Annotated in this window: 23 protein-coding genes and 2 riboswitches; of the genes, 13 read left to right on the top strand and 10 right to left on the bottom strand. The window is 66.3% G+C overall.

Annotation, left to right across the window (positions count from 1 at the left end; translation table 11 throughout):
* Positions 1–252 precede the first annotated feature (252 nt).
* Entirely contained in the window at positions 253–432 is a 180-nt protein-coding gene (locus tag RUH65_RS02195) for an NAD(P)-binding domain-containing protein (protein ID WP_313815559.1), read from the top strand.
* Positions 433–835: 403 nt separating this feature from the next.
* Here RUH65_RS02195 and RUH65_RS02190 read toward each other — a convergent pair whose 3' ends face one another.
* The gene (locus RUH65_RS02190) at positions 836–1,402 is read right to left on the bottom strand and encodes a hypothetical protein (RefSeq protein ID WP_313815558.1); all 567 of its coding nucleotides are present in this window, start codon (positions 1,400–1,402) and stop codon (positions 836–838) included.
* A gap of 387 nt (positions 1,403–1,789) precedes the next feature.
* Between RUH65_RS02190 and RUH65_RS02185 the strand changes: the two genes are divergently transcribed.
* From RUH65_RS02185 to thiM, 8 genes are all read left to right on the top strand, one after another.
* Positions 1,790–2,149: a hypothetical protein gene (locus tag RUH65_RS02185; RefSeq protein ID WP_313815557.1), complete on the top strand. Its 360-nt coding sequence runs from the start codon at positions 1,790–1,792 to the stop codon at positions 2,147–2,149.
* A 593-nt stretch (positions 2,150–2,742) separates the two neighbouring features.
* The gene (locus RUH65_RS02180; RefSeq protein WP_313815556.1) at positions 2,743–4,398 is read left to right on the top strand and encodes an N-6 DNA methylase; all 1,656 of its coding nucleotides are present in this window, start codon (positions 2,743–2,745) and stop codon (positions 4,396–4,398) included.
* Complete coding sequence (locus RUH65_RS02175) at positions 4,388–5,443, top strand: hypothetical protein (RefSeq protein WP_313815555.1); 1,056 nt, start codon at positions 4,388–4,390, stop codon at positions 5,441–5,443. The genes RUH65_RS02180 and RUH65_RS02175 overlap by 11 nt, the downstream gene beginning before the upstream one ends.
* 129 nt (positions 5,444–5,572) lie before the next feature.
* Positions 5,573–6,685: a DUF262 domain-containing protein gene (locus RUH65_RS02170; RefSeq protein WP_313815554.1), complete on the top strand. Its 1,113-nt coding sequence runs from the start codon at positions 5,573–5,575 to the stop codon at positions 6,683–6,685.
* Positions 6,682–8,013 carry a hypothetical protein gene (locus RUH65_RS02165; protein WP_313815553.1) on the top strand — a complete coding sequence of 444 codons (1,332 nt, stop codon included), beginning with the start codon at positions 6,682–6,684 and terminating at the stop codon, positions 8,011–8,013. Before RUH65_RS02170 ends, RUH65_RS02165 begins: the two co-directional genes overlap by 4 nt.
* A gap of 472 nt (positions 8,014–8,485) precedes the next feature.
* A riboswitch (TPP riboswitch) is annotated at positions 8,486–8,579 on the top strand.
* Between the two features lie 59 nt (positions 8,580–8,638).
* Positions 8,639–10,345 (top strand): bifunctional hydroxymethylpyrimidine kinase/phosphomethylpyrimidine kinase, encoded by a 1,707-nt coding sequence (locus RUH65_RS02160; protein WP_313815552.1) that lies wholly within the window; start codon positions 8,639–8,641, stop codon positions 10,343–10,345.
* Positions 10,342–11,820, top strand: a complete 1,479-nt coding sequence (locus RUH65_RS02155) for an MFS transporter (protein WP_313815551.1) — start codon at positions 10,342–10,344, stop codon at positions 11,818–11,820. Before RUH65_RS02160 ends, RUH65_RS02155 begins: the two co-directional genes overlap by 4 nt.
* Entirely contained in the window at positions 11,817–12,626 is an 810-nt protein-coding gene (gene thiM, locus RUH65_RS02150) for a hydroxyethylthiazole kinase (RefSeq protein ID WP_313815550.1), read from the top strand. The genes RUH65_RS02155 and thiM overlap by 4 nt, the downstream gene beginning before the upstream one ends.
* Here thiM and RUH65_RS02145 read toward each other — a convergent pair whose 3' ends face one another.
* Positions 12,627–13,535, bottom strand: coding sequence for a type II CAAX endopeptidase family protein (locus RUH65_RS02145; protein WP_313815549.1), 909 nt, complete (start codon positions 13,533–13,535; stop codon positions 12,627–12,629).
* 165 nt (positions 13,536–13,700) lie between these two features.
* Positions 13,701–13,794: riboswitch (TPP riboswitch) on the top strand.
* Between the two features lie 58 nt (positions 13,795–13,852).
* Between RUH65_RS02145 and RUH65_RS02140 the strand changes: the two genes are divergently transcribed.
* On the top strand, positions 13,853–14,545 hold the full coding sequence (locus RUH65_RS02140; protein WP_313815548.1) for a thiamine phosphate synthase: 693 nt from the start codon (positions 13,853–13,855) through the stop codon (positions 14,543–14,545).
* 85 nt (positions 14,546–14,630) lie between these two features.
* Here RUH65_RS02140 and RUH65_RS02135 read toward each other — a convergent pair whose 3' ends face one another.
* Together RUH65_RS02135 and RUH65_RS02130 are read right to left on the bottom strand one after the other, a co-directional pair.
* Positions 14,631–14,819, bottom strand: coding sequence for a hypothetical protein (locus tag RUH65_RS02135; protein WP_313815547.1), 189 nt, complete (start codon positions 14,817–14,819; stop codon positions 14,631–14,633).
* Complete coding sequence (locus RUH65_RS02130; protein ID WP_313815546.1) at positions 14,816–15,553, bottom strand: MerR family transcriptional regulator; 738 nt, start codon at positions 15,551–15,553, stop codon at positions 14,816–14,818. The genes RUH65_RS02135 and RUH65_RS02130 overlap by 4 nt, the downstream gene beginning before the upstream one ends.
* Positions 15,554–15,689: 136 nt before the next feature.
* On the opposite strand from RUH65_RS02130, the gene RUH65_RS02125 reads away from it, so the two are divergent.
* Positions 15,690–17,636, top strand: a complete 1,947-nt coding sequence (locus tag RUH65_RS02125) for a S9 family peptidase (RefSeq protein ID WP_313815545.1) — start codon at positions 15,690–15,692, stop codon at positions 17,634–17,636.
* On the top strand, positions 17,620–18,540 hold the full coding sequence (locus tag RUH65_RS02120) for a CPBP family intramembrane glutamic endopeptidase (RefSeq protein ID WP_313815544.1): 921 nt from the start codon (positions 17,620–17,622) through the stop codon (positions 18,538–18,540). The genes RUH65_RS02125 and RUH65_RS02120 overlap by 17 nt, the downstream gene beginning before the upstream one ends.
* Here the strand turns inward: RUH65_RS02120 and RUH65_RS02115 are convergent.
* Positions 18,494–19,426, bottom strand: coding sequence for an NAD(P)H-dependent oxidoreductase (locus tag RUH65_RS02115; RefSeq protein ID WP_313815543.1), 933 nt, complete (start codon positions 19,424–19,426; stop codon positions 18,494–18,496). The genes RUH65_RS02120 and RUH65_RS02115 overlap by 47 nt on opposite strands.
* A 103-nt stretch (positions 19,427–19,529) precedes the next feature.
* Between RUH65_RS02115 and RUH65_RS02110 the strand changes: the two genes are divergently transcribed.
* Positions 19,530–20,501 (top strand): AraC family transcriptional regulator, encoded by a 972-nt coding sequence (locus RUH65_RS02110; protein WP_313815542.1) that lies wholly within the window; start codon positions 19,530–19,532, stop codon positions 20,499–20,501.
* 76 nt (positions 20,502–20,577) lie between these two features.
* On the opposite strand, the gene RUH65_RS02105 is transcribed toward RUH65_RS02110, so the two are convergent.
* The 5 genes from RUH65_RS02105 to RUH65_RS02085 all read right to left on the bottom strand — a co-directional run bounded on the left by RUH65_RS02105 (position 20,578) and on the right by RUH65_RS02085 (position 24,972).
* Positions 20,578–22,083 (bottom strand): tripartite tricarboxylate transporter permease, encoded by a 1,506-nt coding sequence (locus tag RUH65_RS02105; protein WP_313815541.1) that lies wholly within the window; start codon positions 22,081–22,083, stop codon positions 20,578–20,580.
* Entirely contained in the window at positions 22,083–22,691 is a 609-nt protein-coding gene (locus tag RUH65_RS02100) for a tripartite tricarboxylate transporter TctB family protein (RefSeq protein WP_313815540.1), read from the bottom strand. Before RUH65_RS02100 ends, RUH65_RS02105 begins: the two co-directional genes overlap by 1 nt.
* On the bottom strand, positions 22,681–23,076 hold the full coding sequence (locus RUH65_RS02095) for a universal stress protein (protein WP_313815539.1): 396 nt from the start codon (positions 23,074–23,076) through the stop codon (positions 22,681–22,683). The genes RUH65_RS02100 and RUH65_RS02095 overlap by 11 nt, the downstream gene beginning before the upstream one ends.
* A gap of 47 nt (positions 23,077–23,123) precedes the next feature.
* Complete coding sequence (locus tag RUH65_RS02090) at positions 23,124–24,140, bottom strand: tripartite tricarboxylate transporter substrate-binding protein (RefSeq protein ID WP_313815538.1); 1,017 nt, start codon at positions 24,138–24,140, stop codon at positions 23,124–23,126.
* 148 nt (positions 24,141–24,288) lie between these two features.
* Complete coding sequence (locus RUH65_RS02085) at positions 24,289–24,972, bottom strand: GntR family transcriptional regulator (RefSeq protein ID WP_313815537.1); 684 nt, start codon at positions 24,970–24,972, stop codon at positions 24,289–24,291.
* Positions 24,973–25,059 lie beyond the last annotated feature (87 nt).

Genomic DNA, 25,059 nt, shown 5'->3' with positions numbered 1-25,059 from the left:
GTTCGAGACGCCCTGGCGCGTCCCGGGTGGATCGCATTCCCTCCACAAAGTTGTCATTGAGGACTCCCTGGGTCTGGGTCAGGACTCGATTGCCCGAGGACCTCGAGGAGTTCCGGGCCATTTGCTACGTCGCCACCACGCTTTCGGTCTAATCCGGCAGCATCCAGGTCAGGGCACCACTGGCCAGCATGGATCGGCGCCGGCGAGGCCGCCCCATCAGTCAACAGAACACTCTCAGCACAAGGAGTTGACATGAAATTAGCCAGTATCGGTGTGGGAAACATGGGCGGCGCCGTCGCCCGGCGACTGGCCCAGGACGGCGTCGAGGTCACAGTGTTCGGCTTGGATGCAGGCCCCATGGATCGGTGCTTGGCTGCCGGTGCCACTCGGGCGGAGTGCCTGGAAGAGGCGGTGCCCCGGCGGACGTGGTGATCACCAGCCTGCCGACGACGGCCCTGGTCACCCGGACGTTGGCACTGGCCTCCGCGGCTATGACCACGGGAGCGATCGTCTCGTTACCAGAAATGACCATGACGCCCTCTGGTCCCTGCGAGGCCTCAAATGGGGCGTCCCCGCGATGCTCATAGGCGTCATCTACCTGCTGATCGATGTGCCCTGTACCGGGCTCATTGGACATGGGTGGAGTAGGCGGTTATTTCTCTTGTTCCTCCTTGCCCTGTGGAACGCGCTCAAGTCCATCCTCGTCGGACCGTGGAGCTTCGTGCTGCTAATTCGTGCGCAGGGCCGTGAGATGCGAGTGCACAGCAGCGCCGGACACACCAAGCACTTGAAGTGAGGCAATTCTCATCGCCACTTTTTGGGCCCGGCCGCAGTTCTACGCATCTGAACCAGAGGCGTAGAACGGGCGCATGCCATCCACCCAGTCGGAGGTTTCAATGATCTTGGAGCGAGGGACTTCGGCTGGCCAATTCTTAAGAAACCAATACTCGGCAGACTCAAGTGGTACCCACAGCGGCCGTTCCTGGACGTACTGCTGATACCACTCTGCGCGCCGAGTGTAACGACCGTCATTCGGCATGGTCGTGAGCTTGGACCACGTCCAGTTAGTCAGCCCAGCGAAGTCGTAAGGCAGATCCTTGAACGGGCTGGGAGCATCAACACGCCTCGCACGATGTGTCTTCTCTCCGCGCATGAACATCAGCCCACCGACCACTTGGCCCGCAGTTGACGCCAGCAGGACATCGTCTTGCGTCATGTGCTTCTGGACATCCTTGGCAAAGATGAATGCCTCGAAGAGGTCGTATACAGCGTCGAGACCCCAATTCGCAGCAACAGCCACAGCTTCGACATCACGAGAGTGGCGCAGTTCCTTCAACAAGCCCGCTGCCCACATGAGCGAGCGCAGACGGATCCGGTACATCGCCTCAAGATCCTCATCCATAAAAGCAACGCTACAGCGAGTGCCTCGAAGACAACCCCGCAGAACCAGGGCTCCTCTTGCGCGAAGGCGGAGTCGTCTCTCACCCGCCAGACTGGACGGATGCACTAACGACTTCACAGCGTCCACTACGCCGTCTCCTTCCGCATCAGCTCCAACATGGAGGTGGCCAACCGTGGCTAGACCTCGCACCCCGATCGGACCCTTCGGCATCATCAGCACTTGCCGTACAGGCGGCGGACGCTAAGTCGCCCGGACTTTTTCCGGTACCGCGACTGGGATGGCAAAGATCGAAACGTCCAGGTCATAGGCCTGAGTCGGACCGCGGCAGAACAGTCGTTGAAGAAGAAACTCGTTGAACGCGACCTCTTCCACTCAAGGATCTCTGGGATGAGCGCAGACAGCTCATTTCCTGGGCTTCTGCCCTACTGGCTTGAAGACATGGAACTCGAAGATCGCCTCTCGCCTACGACGAGGCTGCTGTACCAGCGCAACATGCGCGCCCTCGTTCTACCCCTTGTCGAGGACGTCACACTCCGGGAGATCGCCGTGGCCCGCTGCGACTATTTCCTCAAGCATCCCGCGAAGCAGAGCTACAACCGTGCGCGGCAAGCCCGAGTCGTCATGCGCCTTGCCCTTACACTCGCGGTGCGCCACGATATTATCCCGCGTAATCCGATGGATCACGTCTCCCGGCTACGCTGGCCCCCTCGTACCCCGGACGTATTCTCGGGGGTGACCTCGACCTGAATGCCCCGATCTCGTCGGATCTCCGGAACGATCGTAAACCGGAAGGGAGAACCTGCCGACCGTCAGGACCATCCCAAGGTGGTTTGGTCCGTCGAGTCGCGCCGCTTTGCCCAGCTTCGCGCTTTGAGCGATCCAGATGCGGCTCGGGAAAATCCAATTCACACACCCGGAGGCGTTGCTGTTCTCCACCCGCGTTGGGACACCTCACACGACGAACAACATCCGGAGGCAGCTCCGGGATGTGATGGAGATAGCCGGAGACTTTTGACGTCGCCCCGCAGCGGTTCCGCCGCACCGCGGCTACCGCGATCAAGGAGATCGGGGGACTGAAGCTTGCCTTCGAGCTGCTCGGACACAGTTACCCCTCGATCATGAGGGAGTACTACATCCGTCGCAACGAGACCGTGAACCCGATCACGGCCGACTTCCTGGAGCAAGCGTTTGGAAGACCAGCGTGATGGCACGACCGACCGGGGCCAGCGCGCGCTAACTGGCGTGTTTCGTCACGCAATCTGGTGGTTTCCTGCTGGCGAGAGCACACCATGCTGAGCAGCATCCCCGTGTCTGTCGGGGGTGTGCGGCAGAATGGAAGCATGCTTGAAACCGCCGCCACTCCTGCCGACACGGCAGAACTGCGCAAAGCTCGTGGCGCGTTCTTCACGCCCGAGGCGATAACGCGCTATGTGACTGACTGGGCGATCCGGAGCTCGACAGACTCCGTCCTCGAACCCTCTACCGGTGATGCCGCTTTTCTCGTCCAAGCAGTGCGCCGTCTCCACGAGAACGGCTCTAGCGCGCCCTCTGTAGACGGTGTCGAGATTCACGCGCACAGTGCCGCGGTCGCGCACCGTCGGGTTGAGGAAGCCGGTGGAAACCCGAATATCACGGTCAGCGACTTCTTTCTCGTCGAGCCACAGCCCCGTTACTCGGTCGTGGTCGGCAACCCGCCATACATTCGCTACCAGGATTTCAGTGGCGATTCCCGAACCCGGTCACGCGCAGCGGCTCTGAAAGCCGGTGTCTCTCTGACTGCGCTGGCATCAAGCTGGGCCGCTTTCACGGTCCACTCCGCCCTCTTCTTGAAAGACGGTGGACGGATGGGCCTTGTGCTCCCCGCAGAGCTTCTCAGCGTGAACTACGCTGCAGCGGTTCGACAGTTCCTCTTTGACCGATTCCGCAGCGTTGAACTTGTTCTTTTCGCTGAGCAAGTTTTCCCTGAGGCGGAAGCCGATGTCGTGTTACTCCTCGCAGACGGCTTCAACGAGGGGCCAACCGATCACGCAACGATCTACCAAGCACAAGACGCCGAGGCGCTTGCATCGCTTAGCGGTTCGCTCACTTGGACGCCTTCCGACCCATCAGCGAAATGGACAGGGTTGCTGGTGGACCCGGACGCGGTAGAACCTCTTCGTACGCTCCGAGCAGAAGGTCACTTCACAAGCCTCGACGCCTGGGGTGACACCACTCTCGGAATGGTCACTGGCAATAATCGCTATTTCGCCCTCTCCCCGGCACGAGTCAAAGAGCTCGGTCTGCCTCGCAAAGACCTTGTTCGGCTTTCGCCGCCTGGTAGTTCCCATCTCAGAGGGCTTGAACTCTCCAACAGTGCGATGATCAAGCTCGGGCAACAAGGCAAATCTACCTGGCTGTTCCGCCCAGCTGACAGGCCGTCTCCAGCTGCGCAGGCATACATCGACGCCGGACACCTCGCAGGTGTTGACGAAGCATACAAGTGCCGAGTGCGGAAGCCGTGGTACCGAGTGCCGCTGCTGAAACCTGCCGACTTGCTGCTGACGTGCATGAACGCGGACACGCCTCGGCTGACGACGAACACGGCAGGCGCGCACCACCTCAACTCGGTCCACGGCGTCTACCTCGACGATCAACACCGGGAATTGGGGCGCGAGCTTCTACCGATCGCGAGCCTTAACTCGGTGACTCTTCTCAACGCCGAAATGGTGGGGCGCTCGTATGGGGGAGGGATACTCAAACTTGAGCCACGCGAGGCTGACGTTTGGGCGATGCCCTCACCTGCACATGTCCAGACTTGTGCAGAGCAGCTGCGCTTGATCAAGCCAGACGTTACGAAGCTCCTCCAACAAGGTGACCTCATCGCGGCGGTCAAGCTCGTCGATAGCGTCGTGCTCGTTGGCTCCGGCGTCATTACAGAATCAGAACTCGACCATGTGCGAGACGCCCACGCCGCCCTGGCTGGCCGACGCCAAGCAAGGGGACGAAGTGGCCGCTGAACCATCGACTAAGGCGAAAGCGTGGGCGATCTTTGATCGCATCGTCGCTGATGCCGCTCCCAGCGGGGAGCACAGTAACCCTTGGGTTAAAGACGAGAGCGGAGCTCTCTCTTATGAGCCCGACTATGACACACTCATCAAGCTTCTGGGTGTCCCGCTCTACCTGAAAGCCCCCACTACGACGGGCGTACCCGCTCTCGCGTTGGACGTCTGGCTTTCGTATGAGCTCCGTCGCTCCGGGTTCGATGCTGACGCCGCTTGGCCGCGTCCTTCGGCGCCGCGAATCTTGCCTAGCCCCATCGTGAGCCTGCTCAACAAAGTCACAGCCAAAGAACGGGACGCGCTCTGGAAGAGACTTCAAGCAAAGACACCACCTACCGGAGCAGCCGCATCCTCGGCGAACATCCTTGGCAAGAACTACCTCAAGCAGGTCGACGTCGTCATGTCGAACTGGGCAGCAGGACCAGAGCTCCTCATCAGCACAAAACGGATGGACTCCAGCTTCGGTAAGAACGCCGCCAACCGGGTCGAAGAATCCTACGGCGACGCGAAGAACCTCCGCCTGCGCCACCCCCTCGCCGCACTCGGCTTCGTCTACGGGCTCCGATCCACCATCTTCGACGAGTCGCCCGACAAGGCCGAGTGGCTCATCGACCTCCTCCAGAAACTTGGACGAGAAGATGACGCCTACCACGCTGTGTCCCTCATCGTTATCGAGTACGGAAGCCATCTCGCCGTAGAGAAGGTAGACGACGATCAAGGTGATGGTGAGGACCCACTCGCAGAGGCTGGTGTGCACGACGGTGAAGAAGTGGAGGACGAGGCCGAAGAGCAGGTTGAACAGTCTGAAGTCGACGCTGCACTGGAGAGCCTTCCTCGCGTGCATCTTCCCTGGGAGAGAGTCCCTGCTGACCTGCGCCCGGATCATTTCATCGCTGAAATGGTCAGGCGCGTGATTGAGGCAACTCCAGTCAACATGCACGTTGATGCTCGCGCTCGCCGCGCAAACGCTCAACCCCAGGAAAAAGTTATCGACTCTGGCTGACTCGCCCGAAGCAAGCAAGCCCCGTTCGCTCGGCGCCGAAGTCTCTAGGATTGATGGCATCGAGGCGTCAGCACTCTTATAAGGAGACCTGTGAGACTTACAAAGTCAGATCCTGACCTTGAGTCGTTGGTGCGACGCATTCGGGATGGTGAGCTTGATCTTCAACCGGACTTTCAGCGCGACGAAATCTGGGATACCCCGCGGCGCCAACGGTTGATCGATACTGTCCTGCGCGATTGGTACGTGCCCGCGATCCACATCGTTGTGGACTCGGAGGGCGGAGATGTGGTGCTGGATGGACAGCAGCGGCTGGCTGCGATCCGCGACTTCTTCGCGAACAAAATCAAGGTAAACGGGTCTACAGAGCCTCCTGATGAGCGAATACAGCGACTCGATGGCTTGACGTATGAAAAGCTCCCATCCGAGGTTCGGCGCGCAGTGAACAGTTTTTCGATTTCCGTGATCAAATTAGACGATTATGAGCCGCAGGAGCCAAACGAGCTCTTCTTCAGGCTAAATCAGTCGTACAACCTAACCCCACCTGAGAAACGCAACGCCCTCCATGGCGAAGCGCGAGATCAGGTTAAGGAACTGGTTGAAGAACTCAAGGTGAGCGGTCTACTGACGAAGGAGCGCATCGGTTTCAGCAATAGCCGGCTCGCCTATGACGACGTCATCGCACGAGCCTGCGTGGCGCTGCAGCTTGACGACATGCGGCGGCACATCAACAACAACGTGGTCGAAGCGCAGTATCGAAGTGGAGCGTTCGACGAGGCGACGATCTCTGGTGTCCGATCAGCGGCAGCTCGGCTGCTTGAACTCATCGATCGGACGCCGATCCGAGTCCGATTCAACAAGGGAACCCTGCAGACGTGGCTGGTGTACTGCGCGTGGGCTCCCGCTGATACTGGCCCGATACCCGACGATCTTCTTGCTCGGTTTGAGGAACTGCGTCTCGAGGCGCGCGAGGACGACAACACCGACTTCCTGGGCCCTCTCGCGGCGCTCTATGATGATCGCGCGTCGTATCGCGTGACCGACGTATCATCCGTTCTGATTCGTGACCTGGTGATTCATCTGGTGTCGCAGCACGAGTTCAACACGCTGCCCAAGCGTGGTTCGGACAGCCTGCTACGCCAATTTCAGGGGAGTCCGACCAATCACGTCCAGGGCTCCATTTCGACGTTTATCGAGCAGTCTGACTGGGGGAACCCGATCGTTAATCGGGATGCGTCCGCATGAGACGAGCCAAGGAACTGCTCGTCTGGCACGAGCTTCAGACCGCACACAGACGAGCGAAGCCGAACCTATTGGACATTGGTGCCACAAGTGCCATCGACCTTTCCCGCCCATGCACCGTCCTTGGCGGACGAAATGGATCAGGTAAATCGCGATTGCTACGGTCCATCGCCTCGAGCTTAGGAGACGACGGGCTCTACCTGGATCTGCATCATCTGTGTGAACAAGCGCTCATCGTTCTCAGATCGCTCTCGAATCTAGAGGAAATGAAGGACGAGCTTGGCAGACTTGGCCCTGATGATAAGAGGCTAAAAGACGTGCGAAGGGTGGTCGGCCGCGATTACGAGTCGGTCGACTGGTACGCGCTCGACGTTGGTCCGGAGGACGGGGAAATCGCGGCGAAGTTCCGGTGGGGCGGCGGCCCAGAAGATGATCCGCTAACTCCGTATTTCACGGTCAGTTATGCCGGGATCGAGTACGACGCACTCGATATGGGTCTCGGTGAGTTCTCGGTCCACTTTTTGCTCTGGATCCTCGAACAGTTCAAGAACCACAAGAACCTGACCTTGCTCCTGGACGAGCCTGACGCGTACCTGCCTCCGATCGGTGTCGAACGCCTTCTTTCGCGACTTCTGACAATCTGTCAGCAGCGCGGCTGGCGTATGGTCATTTCGACACATTCGGAAGAAATGATCTCGTCGGCGGTAGATCATGGCGCGTTTCTGCTTCTGCGCATGGGCGCTGGCGGGTCGACAGGCGGGTTCCACTCTCAGGACGACCCCACAATCGCCGACACTTTGCTGGCGAGACCACCGATAGAGCGCGTTCTATTCGTCGAGGACGAGTCGGCCTGGTACCTCTGCCGTGCCTTGCTCGACCAGGGCGATCGCGTGCTCTCCAAGACCACTTCACTCGTCTGGGGCGACGGCAATGGGTATATGACCCCCCTCCGCGGCAGCCTGCCTCGGCCTCCCGGGCCCGAGTTAGCGTTCGCCGTGGTCCCTGACGGTGATCAAAGGGGAGAGCTGTCCGATGCGCCAATAAAGGGTCGCTGGCCGCTTCATTTTCTGCCGAGTAACGACGACCCGGACGAGCTCTTCCGAACACTCAAGGATGACCCGACCGCGCTTGCCGAGGCTCTACGTGTCGATGAGGCTGAGCTTCAGCGAAAGCTCGATGACCTTGAGGGGGAGGACGCCCATGACTGGGTGAATCGGTTGGGCGAGGCATATGGCAGACCGCACGTTCTGACGGTGCTCGCTACATGTTGGGCGCAGACGCATGCAACCGAGTCGGCAGATTTTGCCGCATTGGTTCGAGTTGGTAAGTAATTCTGCCGAGCAGGACTAGTTCTTGCGACTCATGACTCTGACGGAGCACGAGTCCGATCGGAACTCGCCGTTGTAGCGCTCTGGACCGAGGCTACCTCCAACATCGGCGAGCGGTTCCCAAACTCGTGCAAGACCTGCGGTGATTTCTCGTAGGTTGAGTGCGGCCCCTCCCCTCAGCGGCACATCGCCGAGGGAAGGTGGCTATGCGCGATGGTCGCGCGCACCTTTCCATTGCGGAGTTTCCCGCCACGCTTCCATAAACCCCACGTAACCCCCAAGGGATCAGTGGTCGGCTGCCAAGAGTCGGGACCTGGCCGGGACCTGATGCAGGCAAACCATGCAATCCATGACGTGAATAGGGCGGTTTGAGGGGCAGAGAACCCTGGAAATCAAGGATCTGGGCCAAACCGCCTACGTGGGGGTCAAGTGCGATGGGAAGCCGACGGCCATCGGGGGACCTGGCCTACACTGGCTCGTGGACACGGGGTGCGTCGGCTGGCGCTGAGATCAAACCCGTGGAACCTGATCTAGCTCGTACTAGCGAAGGGATGTCCGCGTGACTTCTTCTTGCCCTACCCAACTTCAGCCCAGCCCCGCCCTGCCCGCCGCACGCTCGGTGCCCCGCGTGCTCTCCATCGCTGGGACCGACCCGACCGGGGGTGCCGGCACCGCCGCGGACCTCAAGTCGATCACCGCGGCCGGTGGCTACGGCATGAGCGTGGTGACGACCCTCGTCGCCCAGAACACCCACGGCGTGCGGGACCTCCACGTCCCACCCGCCGAGTTCCTCGCCGCGCAGCTGCACGCCGTAAGCGACGACGTCACCCTCGAGGCCGTCAAGACCGGCATGCTCGGCACCGCGGACATCATCGCCACGGTCTCCGAATGGCTGGAACAGAACCCACCGAGCATCCTCGTGGTGGATCCGGTCATGATCGCCACCAGCGGCGACCGGCTCCTGCAGCCCGAGGCCGAGCAGGCCATGGTCGCCTTCTGCCGCCGCGCCACCGTGGTCACTCCCAATATCGACGAGCTCGCCGTCCTCACCGGCCAACCCCGCGCGACCACCGAGGAGGAGGCGCTCGACCAGGCCGCCCGCTGGTCCGCCGAGACGGGCGTGGCCGTCGTCGTGAAGACCGGGCACCTGGATGGGCGGCGGGTCACGAACACCTGGGTCGGCCCGGACGGAACCCTTCTCCCGGTGCCCTCCACCCGCGTGGACACCACCAGCACCCATGGCACCGGCTGCTCCCTGTCCTCGGCTCTGGCCACCCGCCTTGGCCGCGGTGACACCCCGGAAGCTGCGCTTGCCTGGGCCACCTACTGGCTGCACGAGGCCATCCTCCACGGCGCAGCCCTGCAGCTCGGCTCCGGCCATGGCCCCGTGGACCATTCCCACCGCTCACGCCGGCTGCAGGCCGCCGGCGCCGCCAACCCCTGGTTGGCCTACGACCCCGTCCCGCCCGTACTCGAGGCCCCTCAGGACTTGGGTGCCCCGCGGGATCCCGACATCCAGCGAGACCGGAGCCGCACGTCCCACGTGCCGGCCACCGCAACGCCCGCTGTTGCACCGGTCGGCCCCTGGACCGCTGCCCTCTGGGAGGCGGGCACGGAGACCACGATGGCCATCGGGGCGTCTGACTTCGTGCAGGCCCTGGTGGAGGGCAGCCTGTCCGAGGCCGATTTCACGTTCTACCTGGCCCAGGATGCGCTCTACCTCAACCGCTACGCCCGTGCCCTGGCCGCCCTCGCCGCGCGTTCCTCCAGCACCGAGTCGCAGCAGTTCTGGTTTCAGGCCTCCACCGGTGCCATCACCGAGGAAGCGGACCTGCACCGCACGTGGATTGCGGCCCGGCCCGAGGCTGCCCGCACTACCGCCAGCCCCGTGACCAGTGCCTACACGGACTTCCTTCTCGCCACCACGCTCGGCGAGGACCGGGCCGTGGGGGCCGCCGCCGTGCTGCCGTGCTTCTGGCTCTACGCTCAGGTCGGTGGCGCGATTCCGGACGTCCCAGCGAACCACCCGTACGCCGCCTGGCTGGATACCTACCGGGATCCCGGCTTTGTCGCGGCCGTGCAGGGCGCCCTGGAGCAGGTGGAGCACGAGTTCGCCGGAGCCTCCCCGACGGTGCGCGCCGCCGCGGCCCGCGCCTACCTGATCGCCTGCCGGCACGAGCTCGAGTTCTTCGAGCAGGCCACGCGGCTCGAACCGGAAGCAGCGGCCCCACCGCAGCGATCAACCGAGGCGGTACCGGCGCGCCAGCCGGAGGCGGCGCCGGCCGCCGACCCTGCTGGCAACGCCACCGCAGACCTCTCCGGAGCGGCCCGATGACCGCCCCCGCCCGCGGGCTCCAAAACGGCCTCACCTACGGACAGTCCCCAGACCAGGCCGGCGTCGCGGCCATGCCACCGGAGGGGAAAGCCGCCCTACGCGCCGGCGTGGTGGGCAACTGGATCGACAACATCCATGTCTTCTTGCCGGTGACCGCACTGGCCCCGGCCATGCTCGTGCTCGCAGGGCCGGCCGCCACCGCCTCCACGGGGGCACTGATCATCGTGGCGATGCTCTTCGGCCGGCCGGTCGGCGGGATCGTGTTCGGGCGGATCTCCGACCGGCTCGGGCGGACCCGCACCACCCGCATCGCGATCGCCGGCACCGCCGCCTGCGCCCTGGCCATCGCCGCCATGCCCACCCACGAGCTGCTCGGTGCCGGCACGGTGGCGCTGATCCTGGCGCTGCGGTTCCTCGGCGGGATCTTCGTGGCCGGCGAGTACTCCGCGGCCATCCCGCTGGCCATGGAGTGGTCCACCGGTCGCAAGCGGGGCCTCATGAGCGGGCTGATTCTGTCCATGGCCCCCTGGGCGCAGGCCACCATCGCGTTCTCCGTGGCCGGGCTGCTCGCCCTGATCGGCCCGGAGCAGTATGCCCTGTGGGGCTGGCGGCTGCTGTTCGTCATCGGCGCGGCCCTCTCCCTCGGCATGTTTGTGTACTACCGCCGCCAGGTGGCCGACGCCCCGGTGTTCCACCGCCGGGCCCGGGAGCGGGCGCAGGAGGTGGCCGAGGCTGATGCTCCTGAACCGCACCCGGGAACCGGCGCAGCAGCACGGCGCGGCGCGCAACTGGACGAACCGCAGGGCGCACGGGCAGGCGAGCGGCCGGCGTCGGGCTTGGGATCCTTGCTCACCGGCAGGTGGGCCAAGGCCTTCTGGCAGGTCTTCCTGCTCATGACCGGGCTCTGGCTGCTGACCTACAGCACGGTGCTGTTGCTGACCGAACGCCTGACCACGGACTCCGCGCTGGACCCGGCGGCCGTGCCGGTGGTCATCGGGCTGGCCTCGGTGGCCCAGGCCGTGGTGATGGCCGTGGCCGGTCACCTCTCCACGTTCACCGGCCGGCGTCGGTTGTTCGTGCTCTGGGGCCTGGTGGCCGCCCTGGCCGGACCGGTGGTGTGGTGGCTCGCGCTCACCGCTTCCACGCTCGTGCTCGCCGCCGTGTTCGCCGCGGTGCTGCAGGTCATCACGGTATCGGCCTACGGGCCGGTCTCCGCCTACCTCTCCGAGCGCTTCCCCACCGAGGTCCGCTCCACCGGCTACGGCATGGGCTACAGCCTGTCCCTGGTGGTGCCGGCGCTCTACCCGTTCTACCTGCCGCTGATCGAACCGGTGCTGGGCCGCCACGGCTCGGTCATGATGCTCGTCGGCCTCGGGGGACTGCTGCTCGCCCTCGGCGCCGCGCTCGGACCCCGGCTCGCCCCCAAGGATCTGGTGGATGACCTGGACGCCGTGGCCGCGGGGGTGGTCCGGTGACCGGCCCGGCACCCGGGCGCGCGGACCCCGATCCGGACCTGGCCGCCGTCGCTCATGTGATCTCCGCCGTGCGGGAGCGCGCGCCGCTGGTGCACTGCATCACCGCCACGGTGTCCATGGGGATCGTGGCGGACGGGCTGCTGGCCGCCGGCGCCCGCCCCATGATGACGGAGACGGAAGCCGAGGCGCCCGTGGTGACCACCGTGGCCGACGCGCTCGCGGTCAACCTCGGCACCCTCAGCACGGACGCCATGGACGGCATCCCCGCCACCGTGGCCGCCGCCGTGCGGGACGGCCGCCCCTGGGTGCTCGACCCCACCGCCATCGGCCTCGCCCCCGTTCGCACGCCCCTGGCCCGCCGGCTGCTGGACTCGCGGCCCGTGGTGGTGCGCGGCAACGCCTCCGAGGTTCTGGCCCTGGTGGGTGCCGGTCCGGGTGGGCGCGGTGCCGATTCGCTCTCGGCGCCGGCGGCCGCAGAGGAGGCGGCCCGTGAGGTGGTGCGGAGGACCGGGGGAGCGGTCGCCGTCTCCGGGGCAACAGACCTGGTGCTCGACGCCGGCCGCAGCATCCTGGTGGCGCGCGGCACCTCCCAGCTCACCCGGGTCACCGGCACGGGGTGCCTGCTCGGCGCCCTGACCGCGGCCTGTTCGGTGGTGGCCGAGGACGGCTTCGAGGCCGCGCTGGCCGCTACCGTGTGGATGAACCTGGCCGGGGAGCTCGCCGCCGAGCGGGCCGCCGGGCCGGGGAGTTTCCGGATGCACCTGCTGGATGCGCTCGATGCCGTGGGCGCCGAGGGAGGCCGATGATCAGCGGGCCGTGGTCCGCGAAGTGCTGACGTGTTTTTGAGGGTGGGTGATCGGGCCGTTGCGGTGAGCGGAGATCAGCAGGAGCACGGTGGCGATGGAGCATACGGCCACGGAGATGAGGCTGGCTTCGGGTCCGAAGCTGCCACCGGTGAGCCAGACAGGGCCGGGCGTCACGGCCTCCACGAGGGCCTCGCGCGCGTCGCCCCCGGAGCCGATGGTGCCGAAGATCGCGACGGTGGTGATGTTCCATCCAAGGTGGAGGCCGATGGGAAGCCACAACGAACCGGTGGCCACATAGGCGGCGCCGAGCATGAGGCCTGCCTCGACGGCGAGCGTGAGGGCTCCCCAGAGGGTGGCACCGGGGTTGACGAGGTGGACGAGGCCGAACAGGAGCGCGGACGCCGCGAGGGCCATCCAGGTGCCCCAGCGCTGCTGGACGAGGCGGAAGATCACCCCGCGGAAGAGGACCTCCTCGGCGACGGCCACGGCGAACATCATGCCGACGATGGTGAGGGCTCCAGCGAGTGTTCCCCACCCGATGATCTGGTATCCGCCGAACGCGGCGATGAAGCCGATGGAGACGCAGGCCAGGGTGAGCCCGCCGAGCGTGCCGAGGAGCAGCCGCTTGGCAGCGGTGGGCCGGGCGAGCTCGATGACGGGACGCTGCTCGATGCGGCGCACGGCGACGGAGTAGAGCCACAGCACGAGTACACCGAGAACCGGACCGATCAGCAGAGCGGCGGCCGGGCTGCCGAGCGCGGAGGCGGCGGAATTGGTGACGATCATCAGGGCAGCGAAAATGACCACCATGGTGCTCGCGCGCACTGACGGGCGGGACCAGAACGGGGTCTTCGGGACCAATGATGTTGGGGGCTTGCTCAGGGGTGCGGGTGAGGGTGCGGGTTGCATGGGGTGCTCCTTTTTCGCCGGCATTGTTGCCGGGCGGAATGCACGCTACGGAGAAGGGACTCGCGGATCGTCACCCCGGAGTGGGCACGTCCGGTAGCTCTGCGGAGTGACTCCACCCGGGGCCGGTCCTGCAAGAGGTGGTGTGTGATGCCTGCCCTACACTGACTCCTGGACACGGGGTGCGCTGTCCGGCGCTGAGATCACACCCGTGGAACCTGATCTAGTTCGACCTAGCGAAGGGATGTCCGCGTGACTTCTTCTTGCCCCACCCCTTCTGTGCCGGATGCGCTCGACGGCGCGGGACAGGAGGTGGAGCGATGAGGGCGCCCCAGGATGCTCTCGACCTGCGCTGCTACCTGGTCACCTCCGGGACCGGCCGGCGCACCATGGAGGTGGCCGCGGCCGCTGCGGCCGCCGGGGCCGGCGTCGTGCAGGTGCGGGCCAAGGAGGCCTCCGCCGCAGAGCTGCTGGAGTTGACCTGTGCCGTGGCCGAGGCGGTGCACGCCGCCAGCCCGGCGACCCGGGTGCTGGTGGATGACCGGCCGGACGTCGCGTGGGCGGCCCGCTCGCGGGGAGCTGCGGTGCACGGGGTGCACCTGGGACAGGACGACCTGCCCGTGGCCGATGCCCGTGCACTGCTGGGGCCGGAGGCGATTATCGGGTTGACGACGGGGACCCTGGATCTGGTCCGTGCCGCCGAGGCCCAACGCGATCTGCTGGACTACATCGGCGCCGGGCCGTTCCGGCGGACCCCGACGAAGGAGTCCGGCCGGGAACCCCTCGGCATGGACGGCTATCCGGAACTGGTGGCGGCCACGGCCCTGCCGATCGTCGCGATCGGGGACGTCACCTCCGCGGACGCCGCCGCGCTGGCTGGGACTGGCGTGGCCGGCGTCGCGCTGGTGCGGGCGCTGATGGAGGCACCGGATCCGGGGATGGTGGTGCGCGAGGTGCTAGCGGGCGTTGGCCCCTGCCCCCTCCCGCTCCCGCGTCCCGCACATTCCCGGTGATCGTGCGATATCCCCGTGATGATCACCGTGAAAATTCATGATCGTGGGGAAATGCCGCGGCCGGATACCGTAGCGGTCAGCGGGATCAGGTCGAGAGGCCGACCGAGATGTTGGGCTGGGCGCTCCAGGAGGTCTGGCCGCCGTCCACCGGCAGGAGGGCGCCGGTGATGAAACGGGCGTCCTCGCCAGCGATCTCATCGGGCTCGGAAGTTCGGCCCAGCGGGATGCGCTCGGCGCAGGTGGCGCTGATGTCCTCGCTCGCCACCCCCGTCAACCGCCCGCTCCTTCGGAAGTGGAACCCTCCTGCGCGAGACGGTACGACTGTTGGAGGACGTCGATCTGTGCCGGGTTGTAGAGATCGGTCAGTGCCTGGATCAGGGCGTGCGTCGCTTCGGTCTCGCGGAGGGTGGTGGGGCGGGGCAGGTCCCGCGTGCCGGGGTATGTCTCGTGGATCGTGCGCAGCACCGTCGCCAGGCGTGTGGCGACGGATCGAACGGTTTCGGCGTCAGCATCGGCCGGCAGTTCGTTGAAGGCGGCGTCGGCGTCCTGGTGGTAGTCGGCGATGTCCCGCAGGTCCCGCATGCCCTGCTCCTCGAAGAGCAACGCGCTGATCGAGATCACCGCCCGATCCGCCCCGGTGAGGCTGTGCGCGACGGACTCGAAGCCGACGGGGACATCCGGTCCGGTGCGGTGGGTGAGCAGTTCGGCGAGGTCGTCACGGACCTTCTGCTGTCGTTCGATGGAGGCGGCGAGCCGGGCGTCGAGTTCACGCACTGTATCGAAGAAATCCCCGTCCGAATCGGCCGTCGCCTGGATCTCGGCTGCTGACAGCCCGAGCTCACGGAGTCGCTTGATCCGCAGCAGGCTGACCAAGTGGACCGTGCCGTACTGCTTGTAGCCGTTGACCGCCCGTGCGGGCTCTTCGAGTATTCCGATCGCGTGGTAGTACCGGATGGTCTTCACCGTGGTGCCCGCGAGGTCCGCGAGTTGGCGCGTGCTCCAAGCCATCAGCGGTCACGAGCGAGGACAGGCATAGGTCCATCCTCGGCGATGGGGGAGGGAATCGGAAGGGCGGCCTTGACTGTGCCCCTGGGGCACGGTTTCCGATGAGGGAGTCAGCATCCCCTTGGAAGGAGCAGCCCGCATGACCAGCACCCGGCAGAACTGCCAACGGCTCGACGTCGAGGAACTCTTCGGCGATCCCGACTTCGCACACCCCACGCTCTCGCCAGACGGGACGCGGCTGGCGTACCTCGCGCCCGCTCACGGCCGGCGCAACGTCTGGGTGCGCGGGATCGACGAAGACCACCACGCCGCCCGCTGTGTCACCCGTGACGCCCGGCGAGGCATCTCCACCTACTTCTTCGCCGATGACCCCCGCTGGCTGCTGTATCTCCAGGACACCGATGGCAATGAGGAGTGGCATCTCTTCCGCGTGGACCTCGAGGATCCGGCGGCTCCGGCAGCCGACCTCACCCCTCTGCCGGCGGGATCGCGGGTGTTCTCCGCGGAGCTGCTGCGCTCCCGCGCCGGGGCGGTGATCGCCACGATGAATCCCCGCCCCGCCTCGCTGGATGTGTTCCTCATCGACGTGTCCACGGGCGAGGTCACCCTCCTCCACGAGCAATCCGCACCAGGAGTGAACCTGCTGCTGGATCGAGACGGGGAGCCGGCCTTCCTCTCCCGTGTCACCGCGGAAGGGGATACCGAGTTCTCGACCCTCGATCCCGGCACCGGTGAGGAGCGCGTCCTGCGGGTGTTGAAAGGCGCGGACCATCCGATCGGGGTGGAACTACAGCAGGCGACGCCGGACGGCACCGGTCTCATCCTCGGCAGCTATCTCGAAGGCAATGACCTGCAGCTGGTGCGCATTGAGCGCGCGACCGGGGAGGTGAGCGTGCTGGCGGCGGTGGAGGGACGAAGCCTCGACGTCATGAGCGTCCTGGCGCCAGGCGTGCTGCCGCCCACACTGTTCACCGACCGCCTCACCGGGAGGATCCTCGCCGCACGGTTCACCGGGCCACGGCCGCACATCGAGGTGATCGATCCGGACTTCGCCGAGACGTACAGCGCGCTGTCCCAGCTGTCCGACGGGGTGCTGGGCTCGTTGTCCTCGGACACCACCGGTCAGCGCTGGGTCGCCACCTTCGTGCACGACAGGGACCCGGATGTGGCCTGGTTCTACGACCACTCCACCGGACACAGCCGCCGCCTGTTCCGGTCCTATCCGCATTTGGATCCCGCTGATCTCGTGCCCATGGAGCCGGTCGCCTTCAGCGCCCGTGACGGACTGCCCCTGCACGGGTTCCTCACGCTCCCGGTTGACCTCCCGGGTGACCTTCCGCTTGGCCTCCCGCCCTGCGGGCTGCCGCTCGTGCTGCTCGTGCACGGCGGGCCCTGGGTCCACGACGCATGGGGATACAGCCCGCAGGCCCAGTTCCTGGCCAACCGTGGGTACGCGGTCTTGCAGGTGAACTACCGCGGCTCCTCCGGATACGGGCGGCGTCACACCCACGCGGGGGTCGGGGAGTTCGCCGGGGCGATGCACGAGGATCTGCTCGATGCGGTGGACTGGAGCATCGCCCAGGGCATCGCGGACCCGGGGCGGATCGGGATCATGGGGGCCTCCTTCGGTGGATACGCCGCTCTCGTCGGTGCCGCGTTCACCCCGGACCGCTTCGCCGCGGCCGTGGACATCGTCGGCATCGCGGATCTGACGAGCTTCATCCGGAGCCTTCCCCCGGTGAGCCGCCCCTACCTCGCCAGCAACTGGTACGCCTACGCCGGAGACCCTGATGTTCCGGAGCAGGAGGCGCAGATGCACGCCCGCTCCCCTCTGACCTACGTTGACCGGATCACCACCCCGCTGCTGATCGCGCACGGTGCCAACGACGCCCGCGTCCCCCGAGCGGAGTCCGACACGATCGTCGACTCGTTGCGCGAGCGCGGCGTCGCCGTCGACTATCTTCTGGCCGACGACGAGGGGCATGGCTTCGGCAACCCGGAGAACCAGATCAGTCTCCAGCACGCGATCGAGAAGCACTTCGCCCACCACCTCGGACGAAAGGAAACCCATGACCGCGACTCCTGACACCCCCACTGCCGGACCGGGGGCGGCCTCCGCCCCGGTCGATGACGCTCGGCCCTTCGGCGCCCATGTGTCGATGCGGTGGCGGGTCCCGTTGCTGCTGACGATCGTCGTGATCGCTGCGACCTATCTCTTCCAGCTGCTGCTGGGAAGCGCCGCCGTCATCGTGGAGGTCGGCGTGTTCGGCAAAGATCCCGCCGACACCTCGCTCACCCCGCTGACCTACCTCGCGACGAACCTCGCGATTATCCTCATCGCCCCCCTCGTTCTTCTCCTGTTCGCGAAGGTGGGGCGCGTGCCATGGCGTTCCGCACTGAGCGTGGGGCGGTCCTTCCAGTGGGGCCGGCTGGGAACGTATGCCGGCCTGTTCGCGGTGCTCCTGTTCATCACCAACGGTGTGCTCCAGTGGGTCAACCCGTCCCCCCTGTCCCTGTTCGCCGTCTCCGGCACCACCATCGCTCTGCTGGCCGTGGTGCTGCTGACCACGCCTCTCCAGGCCGCTGCCGAGGAGGTCGCCTTCCGCGGAGTCCTCACCGGTTCCTATGCCTCCTGGATCCGTGCCTCCGGTCCCGCGCTCATCCTCGGCATCACCGGCTCGAGTGTGCTCTTCGCCGCGCTCCACACCAGCACGGATCCATGGATGATCGTGCACTACCTCGGACTGGGCGGGAGCACCGCGGTCATGGCCGTGCTGAGCCGAGGCCTTGAAGCGCCCATCGCCTTCCACGTGATGAACAACGTCTTCGCCATGGGCATCGGGGCCCTCTTCGCTGATGGCGGGGGCATCGGCCAGGACCGCAGCGCGGGTGCCGGCGGCCCCTACATGCTGCTCTTTCTCGCCGCGGAGATCGTTGCCGTCATCACCGTCTGGCAGCTCGAGAAGCGCCGTCGTCCGAGGCAACGCTGAAGGCCATGTACTCCGGTGCGCCAGGGTCCGGGCTTCGGGTCGTGATCGGCCACGCGTCGGCCCCGGCCGGCAGGGTGTGGGCCCGGGGTTCGCGGCGGTGGATGCCGAGGTCCGTGCGACCGGGCAGCAGGTCCGGATTCAGGGCGCGCAGATCGGAGGGGTAGTCGCCATCGCGGAGGCTCCGGTAGGGGCGGCTCGGTTCGCTGTCGATTCCCTGGAGCCGGCGGAGGAGCCGCTCGCGCTCCCGTTCGACATCTCCCGCGGCGAGGGAATCGGCATCGTGGACCACGTGCAGATCCAGGGCGTCGATGCCGACGTACCAGAGGGCTCCATGCGTCAGCGGAAACAGCAGTGAGTCGAGGTCGCCGCTGAGCCCCCGGGGGCCGATGGTGCGCTCGTCCTCCCCGGCGGTGACGATGATCAGGGCCTTGCGCCGGGTGAGTCCGCCATCCCCGTAGCGGCGGGGGAGGTGCACGTCCGGGTCCAGCTCGTTGTCATAGGCGAAGCTGTCCGTCAGCACGCGGTCCAGCCAGCCCTTGAGGATCGCTGGCGGGCCGTACCACCACAGGGGGAACTGGAGGACCAGCAGCTCCGCGGCGGCGAGCTTCGCGTGCTCGGCCTGGACCTGCGCCGGGAGCTCGCCGCGGGAGTAGGCCTGTCCGGCGAGCTCGGCCAGGTTCCCCGGCCGGTCGTGCGGCTCGCCCAGGTCGGCTCGGCCGAAGACGGGGTCGAACCCCAGGGAGTAGAGGTCCGAGGTGGCGACATCGTGGTCCCGGGACAAGGCCTCGACGCCGGCGCGGTACAGGTGGCCGTTCAGCGACTTCGGGCGGGGGTGGGCGAGCACCCAGAGGGCGGAGCCGGGGACGGGGGGATGATTGACGGGCATAGTGTCTCTCCTGGTGTTGGGGAATCACCAGTCCACCGCACGCCGATCAGACAGAGAATATCTGGAACTCCGGAATCGATGCGTGATCGTCTAACCTGACAGCGTGGACACGCTGAGTGAAGTGCTGGAGAACATCCGCTCCTCCGGGGCGTTGATCGGCCAGAACCTGCTCTCCCCGCCCTGGGCGATCCGTCAGGAGGGTGGTGCCTCGATCACCGTCCTGGTGATGCTCCGGGGCGAGGCCTGGCTCCGGCGGGACGGGGAGGATCCACTACGCCTGGGCACCCGCGACCTCGCGATCCTCACCGGCTCGAGGTCCACGCTTCTGTCCAGCGACCCCACCGGGCGGATCCCCACCGCGTGTGTGCTGACCGCCGAGGGGGTCTGCCTCGAGGAGACCGGGGAGCGCCTCTCCGCAGGGCACGGTGGACTCGGGCGAGTGGCTGACGAGGCGGGGCTGGACTCAGAGCATGTCTTGCTCGCCGGGTCCTTCCCGACCTCCGGCAGGATCGCCGGGCGGCTCCTCGATGCCCTGCCGAACGTCGTCGTGGTCCCTGGCGCCCATCAGAGATCACGGGCGCTGGGGCTGCTCGAGTCCGAACTCGAGAACCGCGAACCCGGACAGCAGGCGGTGCTGGACCGGCTCCTGGATCTCGTGCTGATCGGGGCACTGCGGGACTGGTTCGCGCTGCCGGACACGGACGTCCCCGCCTGGTACGGGGCGGCCGGGGATCCCGTCGTCGGCCCCGCGCTCGGGGCACTCCACGCCGATCCGGCGCGGGCCTGGACCGTTGACTCGTTGGCCCGCCGCGTGCAGGTCTCGCGGGCGACGTTCGCCCGTCGTTTCACCGAGGTGATGGGCGAACCTCCGATCTCCTACCTGACCGGGTGGCGCTTGTGCCTGGCCGCGGACCTCCTGCAGGAACGGGAGGACACCACGGAGTCGATCGCCCGGCAGGTCGGCTACTCGAGCGCCTTCGCCCTCAGCGCCGCCTTCACCCGGGAGTACGGTGTCAGACCCAGCAGATACCGGGTGCAGAGCCGGCCGTCGGCCGTGGCGGAGACTGCCGAATAACGTCCAACGATGTCGGCCCCGGCAGTGAGGTGCCGGGGCCGACGTCGTTCTTCTGCTGGATCAAGGGGTGTCCGCGTCAGATATCACGTTCCTTCGTCTGACGGAGTCGGCGCCAGGCGGTGACGATGAGGACGGCGGCCATCAGTCCATAGAGAACCCACGTGATGGAGCTGGACCAGAGGATGGAGACCTCGCCGCCCGAGGAGAGCAGTGCGTTCCGCAGGCTGGTCTCGGCCAGTGGTCCGAGGATCACGCCGATCATCAGGGGGGCGATCGGGACGTCGAACCGTCGCATCAGGAAGCCGACAAAGCCGATCGCCAGGACAAGCAACAGGTCGGTGACAGCAGCCGAGGTGGCGTAGACGCCGAGGCCACAGAACATCGTAATCGCGGCGTACAGGTAGTGCCGGGGGACCAGGAGCAGCTTGGCCCACAAGGGCGCGAACGGCAGGTTCAGGATCAATAGCACCACGAGCCCGATGAACAGCGAGGCCAGCAGCGGCCACACCAAGTCCGCGTTGCGTTCGAACAGCATCGGCCCCGGTTGCAGGCCATACTGCTGGAAGGCAGCCAGCATGATGGCGGCCGTCGCGGAAGTGGGCAGTCCCATGGCGAGCAGCGCGCCCATCGCCGTGCCGGCGGTGGCGTTGCCGGCGGCTTCCGGGCCGGCCACGCCGCGGATGGCGCCCTTGCCGAACTGCGGATTCCGACGCCGGCGGTCCAGCCGCCGCTCGGTGCCGTAGGCCATGAAGGTGGGCACCTCGGCGCCGCCCACGGGGATGACGCCGAACGGCACACCGAAGGCGGTGCCCCGCAGCCAGGCGGGCAGGGCCTCCTTGAACTCCCGCAGGGAGAGGAACGGACGGCCCGCAGCGCCCTTGCCCACCGTCGGCTGTGGCTGGTGGCGTTCGTAGGCCACCTTGAAGACCTCACCGAGGGCGAGGACGCCCACGGTGATGACGATGATGCTGATGCCGTCGAAGAGCTCCGGGACGCCCGAGGTGAACCGCTGGGTGCCGGAGATGCCGTCGATGCCGACCACGGCGAGGATGAGGCCGATCATCAGGGACACCAGGCCCCGGATGACGGAGTCGGAGACCACCGATGCCGTGGCGAGGAAGGCGAAGAGTGCCAGCGCGAAGTACTCCGCCGGCCCGAAGAACAGGGCCAGCTCGGCCAGGACCGGTGCGAAGAACACGACGATGGTGGTGGCCACCAGGCCGCCCAGGAACGCGCCGATCGCAGCCGTGGCCAAGGCCTGCGGCGCGCGGCCAAGCTGGGCCATGCGGTGTCCCTCGAAGGAGGTGGCGATGGCGGTCGCCCCGCCCGGGGTGTTGACGAGGATCGCCATGGTGGAGTCACCGAACAGGCCACCGAAGTACACGCCGGCGAACATGATGAACGCCGCGGTCGGGTCCAGGCTGAAGGTCACCGGCAGCAGCAGAGCCACGGCCATCGAGGATCCCAGGCCCGGCAGAACGCCGACGGCGGTGCCGAGGAGTGCGCCCAGGAAGACCCACAGGAGGTTGATGGGCGTCAGGGCCTGCCCGAAGCCCTCCATGAGGAGGTTCAGTGATTCCATCAGAAGATCCCTCCGAGGATGCCGGCGGGAAGGGTGAGCCCCAGTCCCATGGAGAACGCGACCTGGACGGCCGAGGACAGCACGAGTCCGATGCCCAGGCTGAGAAGCCGTCGCTGCGCACCGAGGGCCATGGACATGACCCAGAACAACGCGGCGGCGGACAGCAACCAGCCGAGCGGCTGCAGAATGAGCGCGAAGACGAGGAAGGCAGCGACGCCGATCGCCACGGCCTTCGGGTCGGTCGGCGCCGCGGCAGCTGCTGCCGTCGCGGTGGCCGTCTCCTCATCCGCTTCCGGCGCGATGTCCGGCGTGCCCGATTGAGGCCGCCGGATGGTGTCGATGACCAGCAGGATGGTGAGGAGATAGGACCCGATGGCCAGGAGCGTCGGGTAGAACTTTGGTCCCGGTGCCTCGGCACTCTCCGGAACGTCCATGGTGAGGAGCCCGATGGTGAGGTAGACGGCCAGGGCGAAGATCAGGGCCGCGATGACCAAGGCGCCACGGCCCTGCCAGAAGGGGGCGGTGCGGGCGCCCCGCTGAGTGGAAGTAGGGGTCCCGGCGTCGGCGGTGCGCTCGGCCGGTCGGGACGTCTGGTGCTCAGCGTTCATGCTGGTCCGCCTTGACAGCAATCACGGGGACGTTGGCGTCGATGATGATCTTCTGCGCCATCGAGCCGAGGATCAGTTTGCCCACGCGGGAGCGGCGGCGGACGCCGACGACGATCGCGTACGCACCGATCTGCTCGGCCACGTCCAGTAGGTCACCGGCCGCGTCCTGGGACTGGTGGTCCGGGCCGCGCCAGGACACGATCTGTCCGTCCGAGACGGCACCTTCGGGCAGATGTCCGGGGGCGATGGAGCCGTCGTCCGCGGTGGATGAGGCATCGAGATCGAAGACGACAAGGTCCAGGGCGTCCTTGGCGCTGAGTCGGGCCGCGTGGACGAGGGCGGCGGCGCCTTCGTCGGTGTGCGAGTAGGCAACGAGGATGGTCATGACGGGGTTCCTTTCACAGGAGGTGCACGATGTGTGGGGGAGCAGGCTCAGTAACCGAGGTCGGACCAGATCTGGTCGACCGTGGCGCGCTCTTCGGCCAGGTTCTGCTCGAACTCCTCGCCGACGAGGAAGGAATCGGTCCACTGGTTGCGTTCCAGGGCATCCGCCCAGGCCGGGGTGGACACCGTCTCGGTGACGATGTCCTCCAGCTCGGCCCGTTCCTCCTCGGTGATGCCGGGTGGGGCCACGATGCCGCGCCAGTTGGTCAGGACCACGTCGTAGCCCTCCTCCACCAGAGTGGGATAGGGCAGGGATTCCACGGGCTCTGGCGCAGACACGGCCAAGGCTTTGAGTTTCCCGGCCTCGATCTGGCCCTTGAAGTCCGCGTAGCCACTGACGGAGGCGTCGATGGTGCCGGAGAGCAGGGACGTCGCCAGCTCGGCGCCACCGGAATAGGCGATGTAGTTGACGTCCGTGGGATCGATGCCGGCCTGCTGGGCGAGCTGGGCGATGATCATCTGATCAACGCTGCCCAGTGACCCACCGCCGAACGGAAAACTCCGGGGATCCTCGGCCCACGCGGCCACCAGATCGTCCACGGAGTCGTACGGCGAGTCGGCGGGGACGACCAGGACGTCGTAGTCATCGGTGATGCGGGCGATGGGCGTGATGTCGTCCATGTCCACCCCGGACCCGTTGATGTTGATCGCGCCGAGCATGGTGATGCCCATGACCATCAGGGTGGAGGCGTCACCGCTCATGCCCGAGACCTGGCTCAAACCGATTGTGCCGCCGGCCCCGGGGATGTTCACCACCTGGGCGTTGTTGACGATCCCCTCGGACCGCATGACCTGCTGGAGTTCGCGGGCTGCCCCGTCCCAGCCACCGCCAGCCGAGGCCGGGGCAATCAGGGTGGTCTGGTTCCGGGCGTTCGCACTGCCCGCGGATGCCGAGGCATCGATTACGGCCAACACGATCAAGGCGGCACCCACCAGGGCGGCGATGACGGTCGCGACGGTCCGCCCGGCAGAACGGGACGGGCCAGCGGTTGCTGCTCGTGCCATGGAGTGTTCTCCTCCGGTACCCGGTGCAATGACCGGACCATCAGACTCTCCGACGGCAGGCTATACGTTATAACCTACAGCCTGTGATGTGCAACACGTCAGACGAATGGCGGTAAATCCGGCCGAGAGGTCGGAGCAGGGGAGGGGCTCAGGCGCGTGAGTCGCCCGCTTCGAGAGCCGCGATGGCGCGGCGGCCCAGGCTCTTGTCGATGTGGACGCGCATGGCCTGAGCGGCCGCGTCCGCGTCGCCGCTTTCCACGGCCGCAGCGATCTGCCGATGCTCCTTGGCGACGCGGCGTGAATCCTCCTCGGAGTCTCGCCGCGTTTCCAGGGCGACCATGCGGTAGCGGTCGGCCTTGTCCCACAGGCGCTCCAGGATGTCGACGAGAAGCGGGTTGCCCGAGGCGCGGTAGATGCTGCGGTGGAACTCGCGGTGGGCAATGAGCGCGTCGAGAGTGGCGTTGCCGCCCAGGGGACGCAAATCGGCCTCGGCTCGGTGGAGCTGCTCGAGATCCTCGTCGGTGCGTCGGCTCGCAGCCAGGGAGGCGGCAAGGGGATCCACGCTGGCGCGGACCTCATAGAGGTGGCGTGCCTCTGCCGCGGTCACCTCGGCCACTCGGGCGTCGCGGTGGGCCTCGAGCAGGATGAGGCCCTCGGCTGCCAAGCGCCGGACGGCTTCGCGGAGCGGAGTGGTGCTGACGCCGATCTCTTGGGCGAGGCGCCCCTGGGGCAGCACGGAGCCGGCGGGGAGCACGCCGGTGAGAATCCGGTCGCGCAGTTCCACATAGGCGTAGTCGTTCTTGGTGAACACGCTGCCGCGGGGCGCAGCCATGGGGCTCCTCGGGTGGGCTGGATGGTGAACTCAGTATAGGAGCAGGTACACTAGATTGCAGGTTATAAGCTGTAACCATTCCAGGAG

The organism is Citricoccus sp. (genome assembly GCF_032154715.1).
Classification (GTDB): Bacteria; Actinomycetota; Actinomycetes; order Actinomycetales; family Micrococcaceae; genus Citricoccus.
This window is presented reverse-complemented; position numbering and strand designations above follow the sequence as displayed.

Coding starts and splice junctions, on each gene's coding strand:
- RUH65_RS02100 (WP_313815540.1), bottom strand. CDS start 22,691: ATGAACGCTGAGCACCAGACGTCCCGACCGGCCGAGCGCACCGCCGAC.
- RUH65_RS02095 (WP_313815539.1), bottom strand. CDS start 23,076: ATGACCATCCTCGTTGCCTACTCGCACACCGACGAAGGCGCCGCCGCC.
- RUH65_RS02090 (WP_313815538.1), bottom strand. CDS start 24,140: ATGGCACGAGCAGCAACCGCTGGCCCGTCCCGTTCTGCCGGGCGGACC.
- RUH65_RS02195 (WP_313815559.1), top strand. CDS start 253: ATGAAATTAGCCAGTATCGGTGTGGGAAACATGGGCGGCGCCGTCGCC.
- RUH65_RS02130 (WP_313815546.1), bottom strand. CDS start 15,553: ATGGCTTGGAGCACGCGCCAACTCGCGGACCTCGCGGGCACCACGGTG.
- RUH65_RS02190 (WP_313815558.1), bottom strand. CDS start 1,402: ATGGATGAGGATCTTGAGGCGATGTACCGGATCCGTCTGCGCTCGCTC.
- RUH65_RS02125 (WP_313815545.1), top strand. CDS start 15,690: ATGACCAGCACCCGGCAGAACTGCCAACGGCTCGACGTCGAGGAACTC.
- RUH65_RS02115 (WP_313815543.1), bottom strand. CDS start 19,426: ATGCCCGTCAATCATCCCCCCGTCCCCGGCTCCGCCCTCTGGGTGCTC.
- RUH65_RS02085 (WP_313815537.1), bottom strand. CDS start 24,972: ATGGCTGCGCCCCGCGGCAGCGTGTTCACCAAGAACGACTACGCCTAT.
- RUH65_RS02185 (WP_313815557.1), top strand. CDS start 1,790: ATGAGCGCAGACAGCTCATTTCCTGGGCTTCTGCCCTACTGGCTTGAA.
- RUH65_RS02155 (WP_313815551.1), top strand. CDS start 10,342: ATGACCGCCCCCGCCCGCGGGCTCCAAAACGGCCTCACCTACGGACAG.
- RUH65_RS02145 (WP_313815549.1), bottom strand. CDS start 13,535: ATGCAACCCGCACCCTCACCCGCACCCCTGAGCAAGCCCCCAACATCA.
- RUH65_RS02165 (WP_313815553.1), top strand. CDS start 6,682: ATGAGACGAGCCAAGGAACTGCTCGTCTGGCACGAGCTTCAGACCGCA.
- RUH65_RS02120 (WP_313815544.1), top strand. CDS start 17,620: ATGACCGCGACTCCTGACACCCCCACTGCCGGACCGGGGGCGGCCTCC.
- RUH65_RS02140 (WP_313815548.1), top strand. CDS start 13,853: ATGAGGGCGCCCCAGGATGCTCTCGACCTGCGCTGCTACCTGGTCACC.
- RUH65_RS02180 (WP_313815556.1), top strand. CDS start 2,743: ATGCTTGAAACCGCCGCCACTCCTGCCGACACGGCAGAACTGCGCAAA.
- RUH65_RS02105 (WP_313815541.1), bottom strand. CDS start 22,083: ATGGAATCACTGAACCTCCTCATGGAGGGCTTCGGGCAGGCCCTGACG.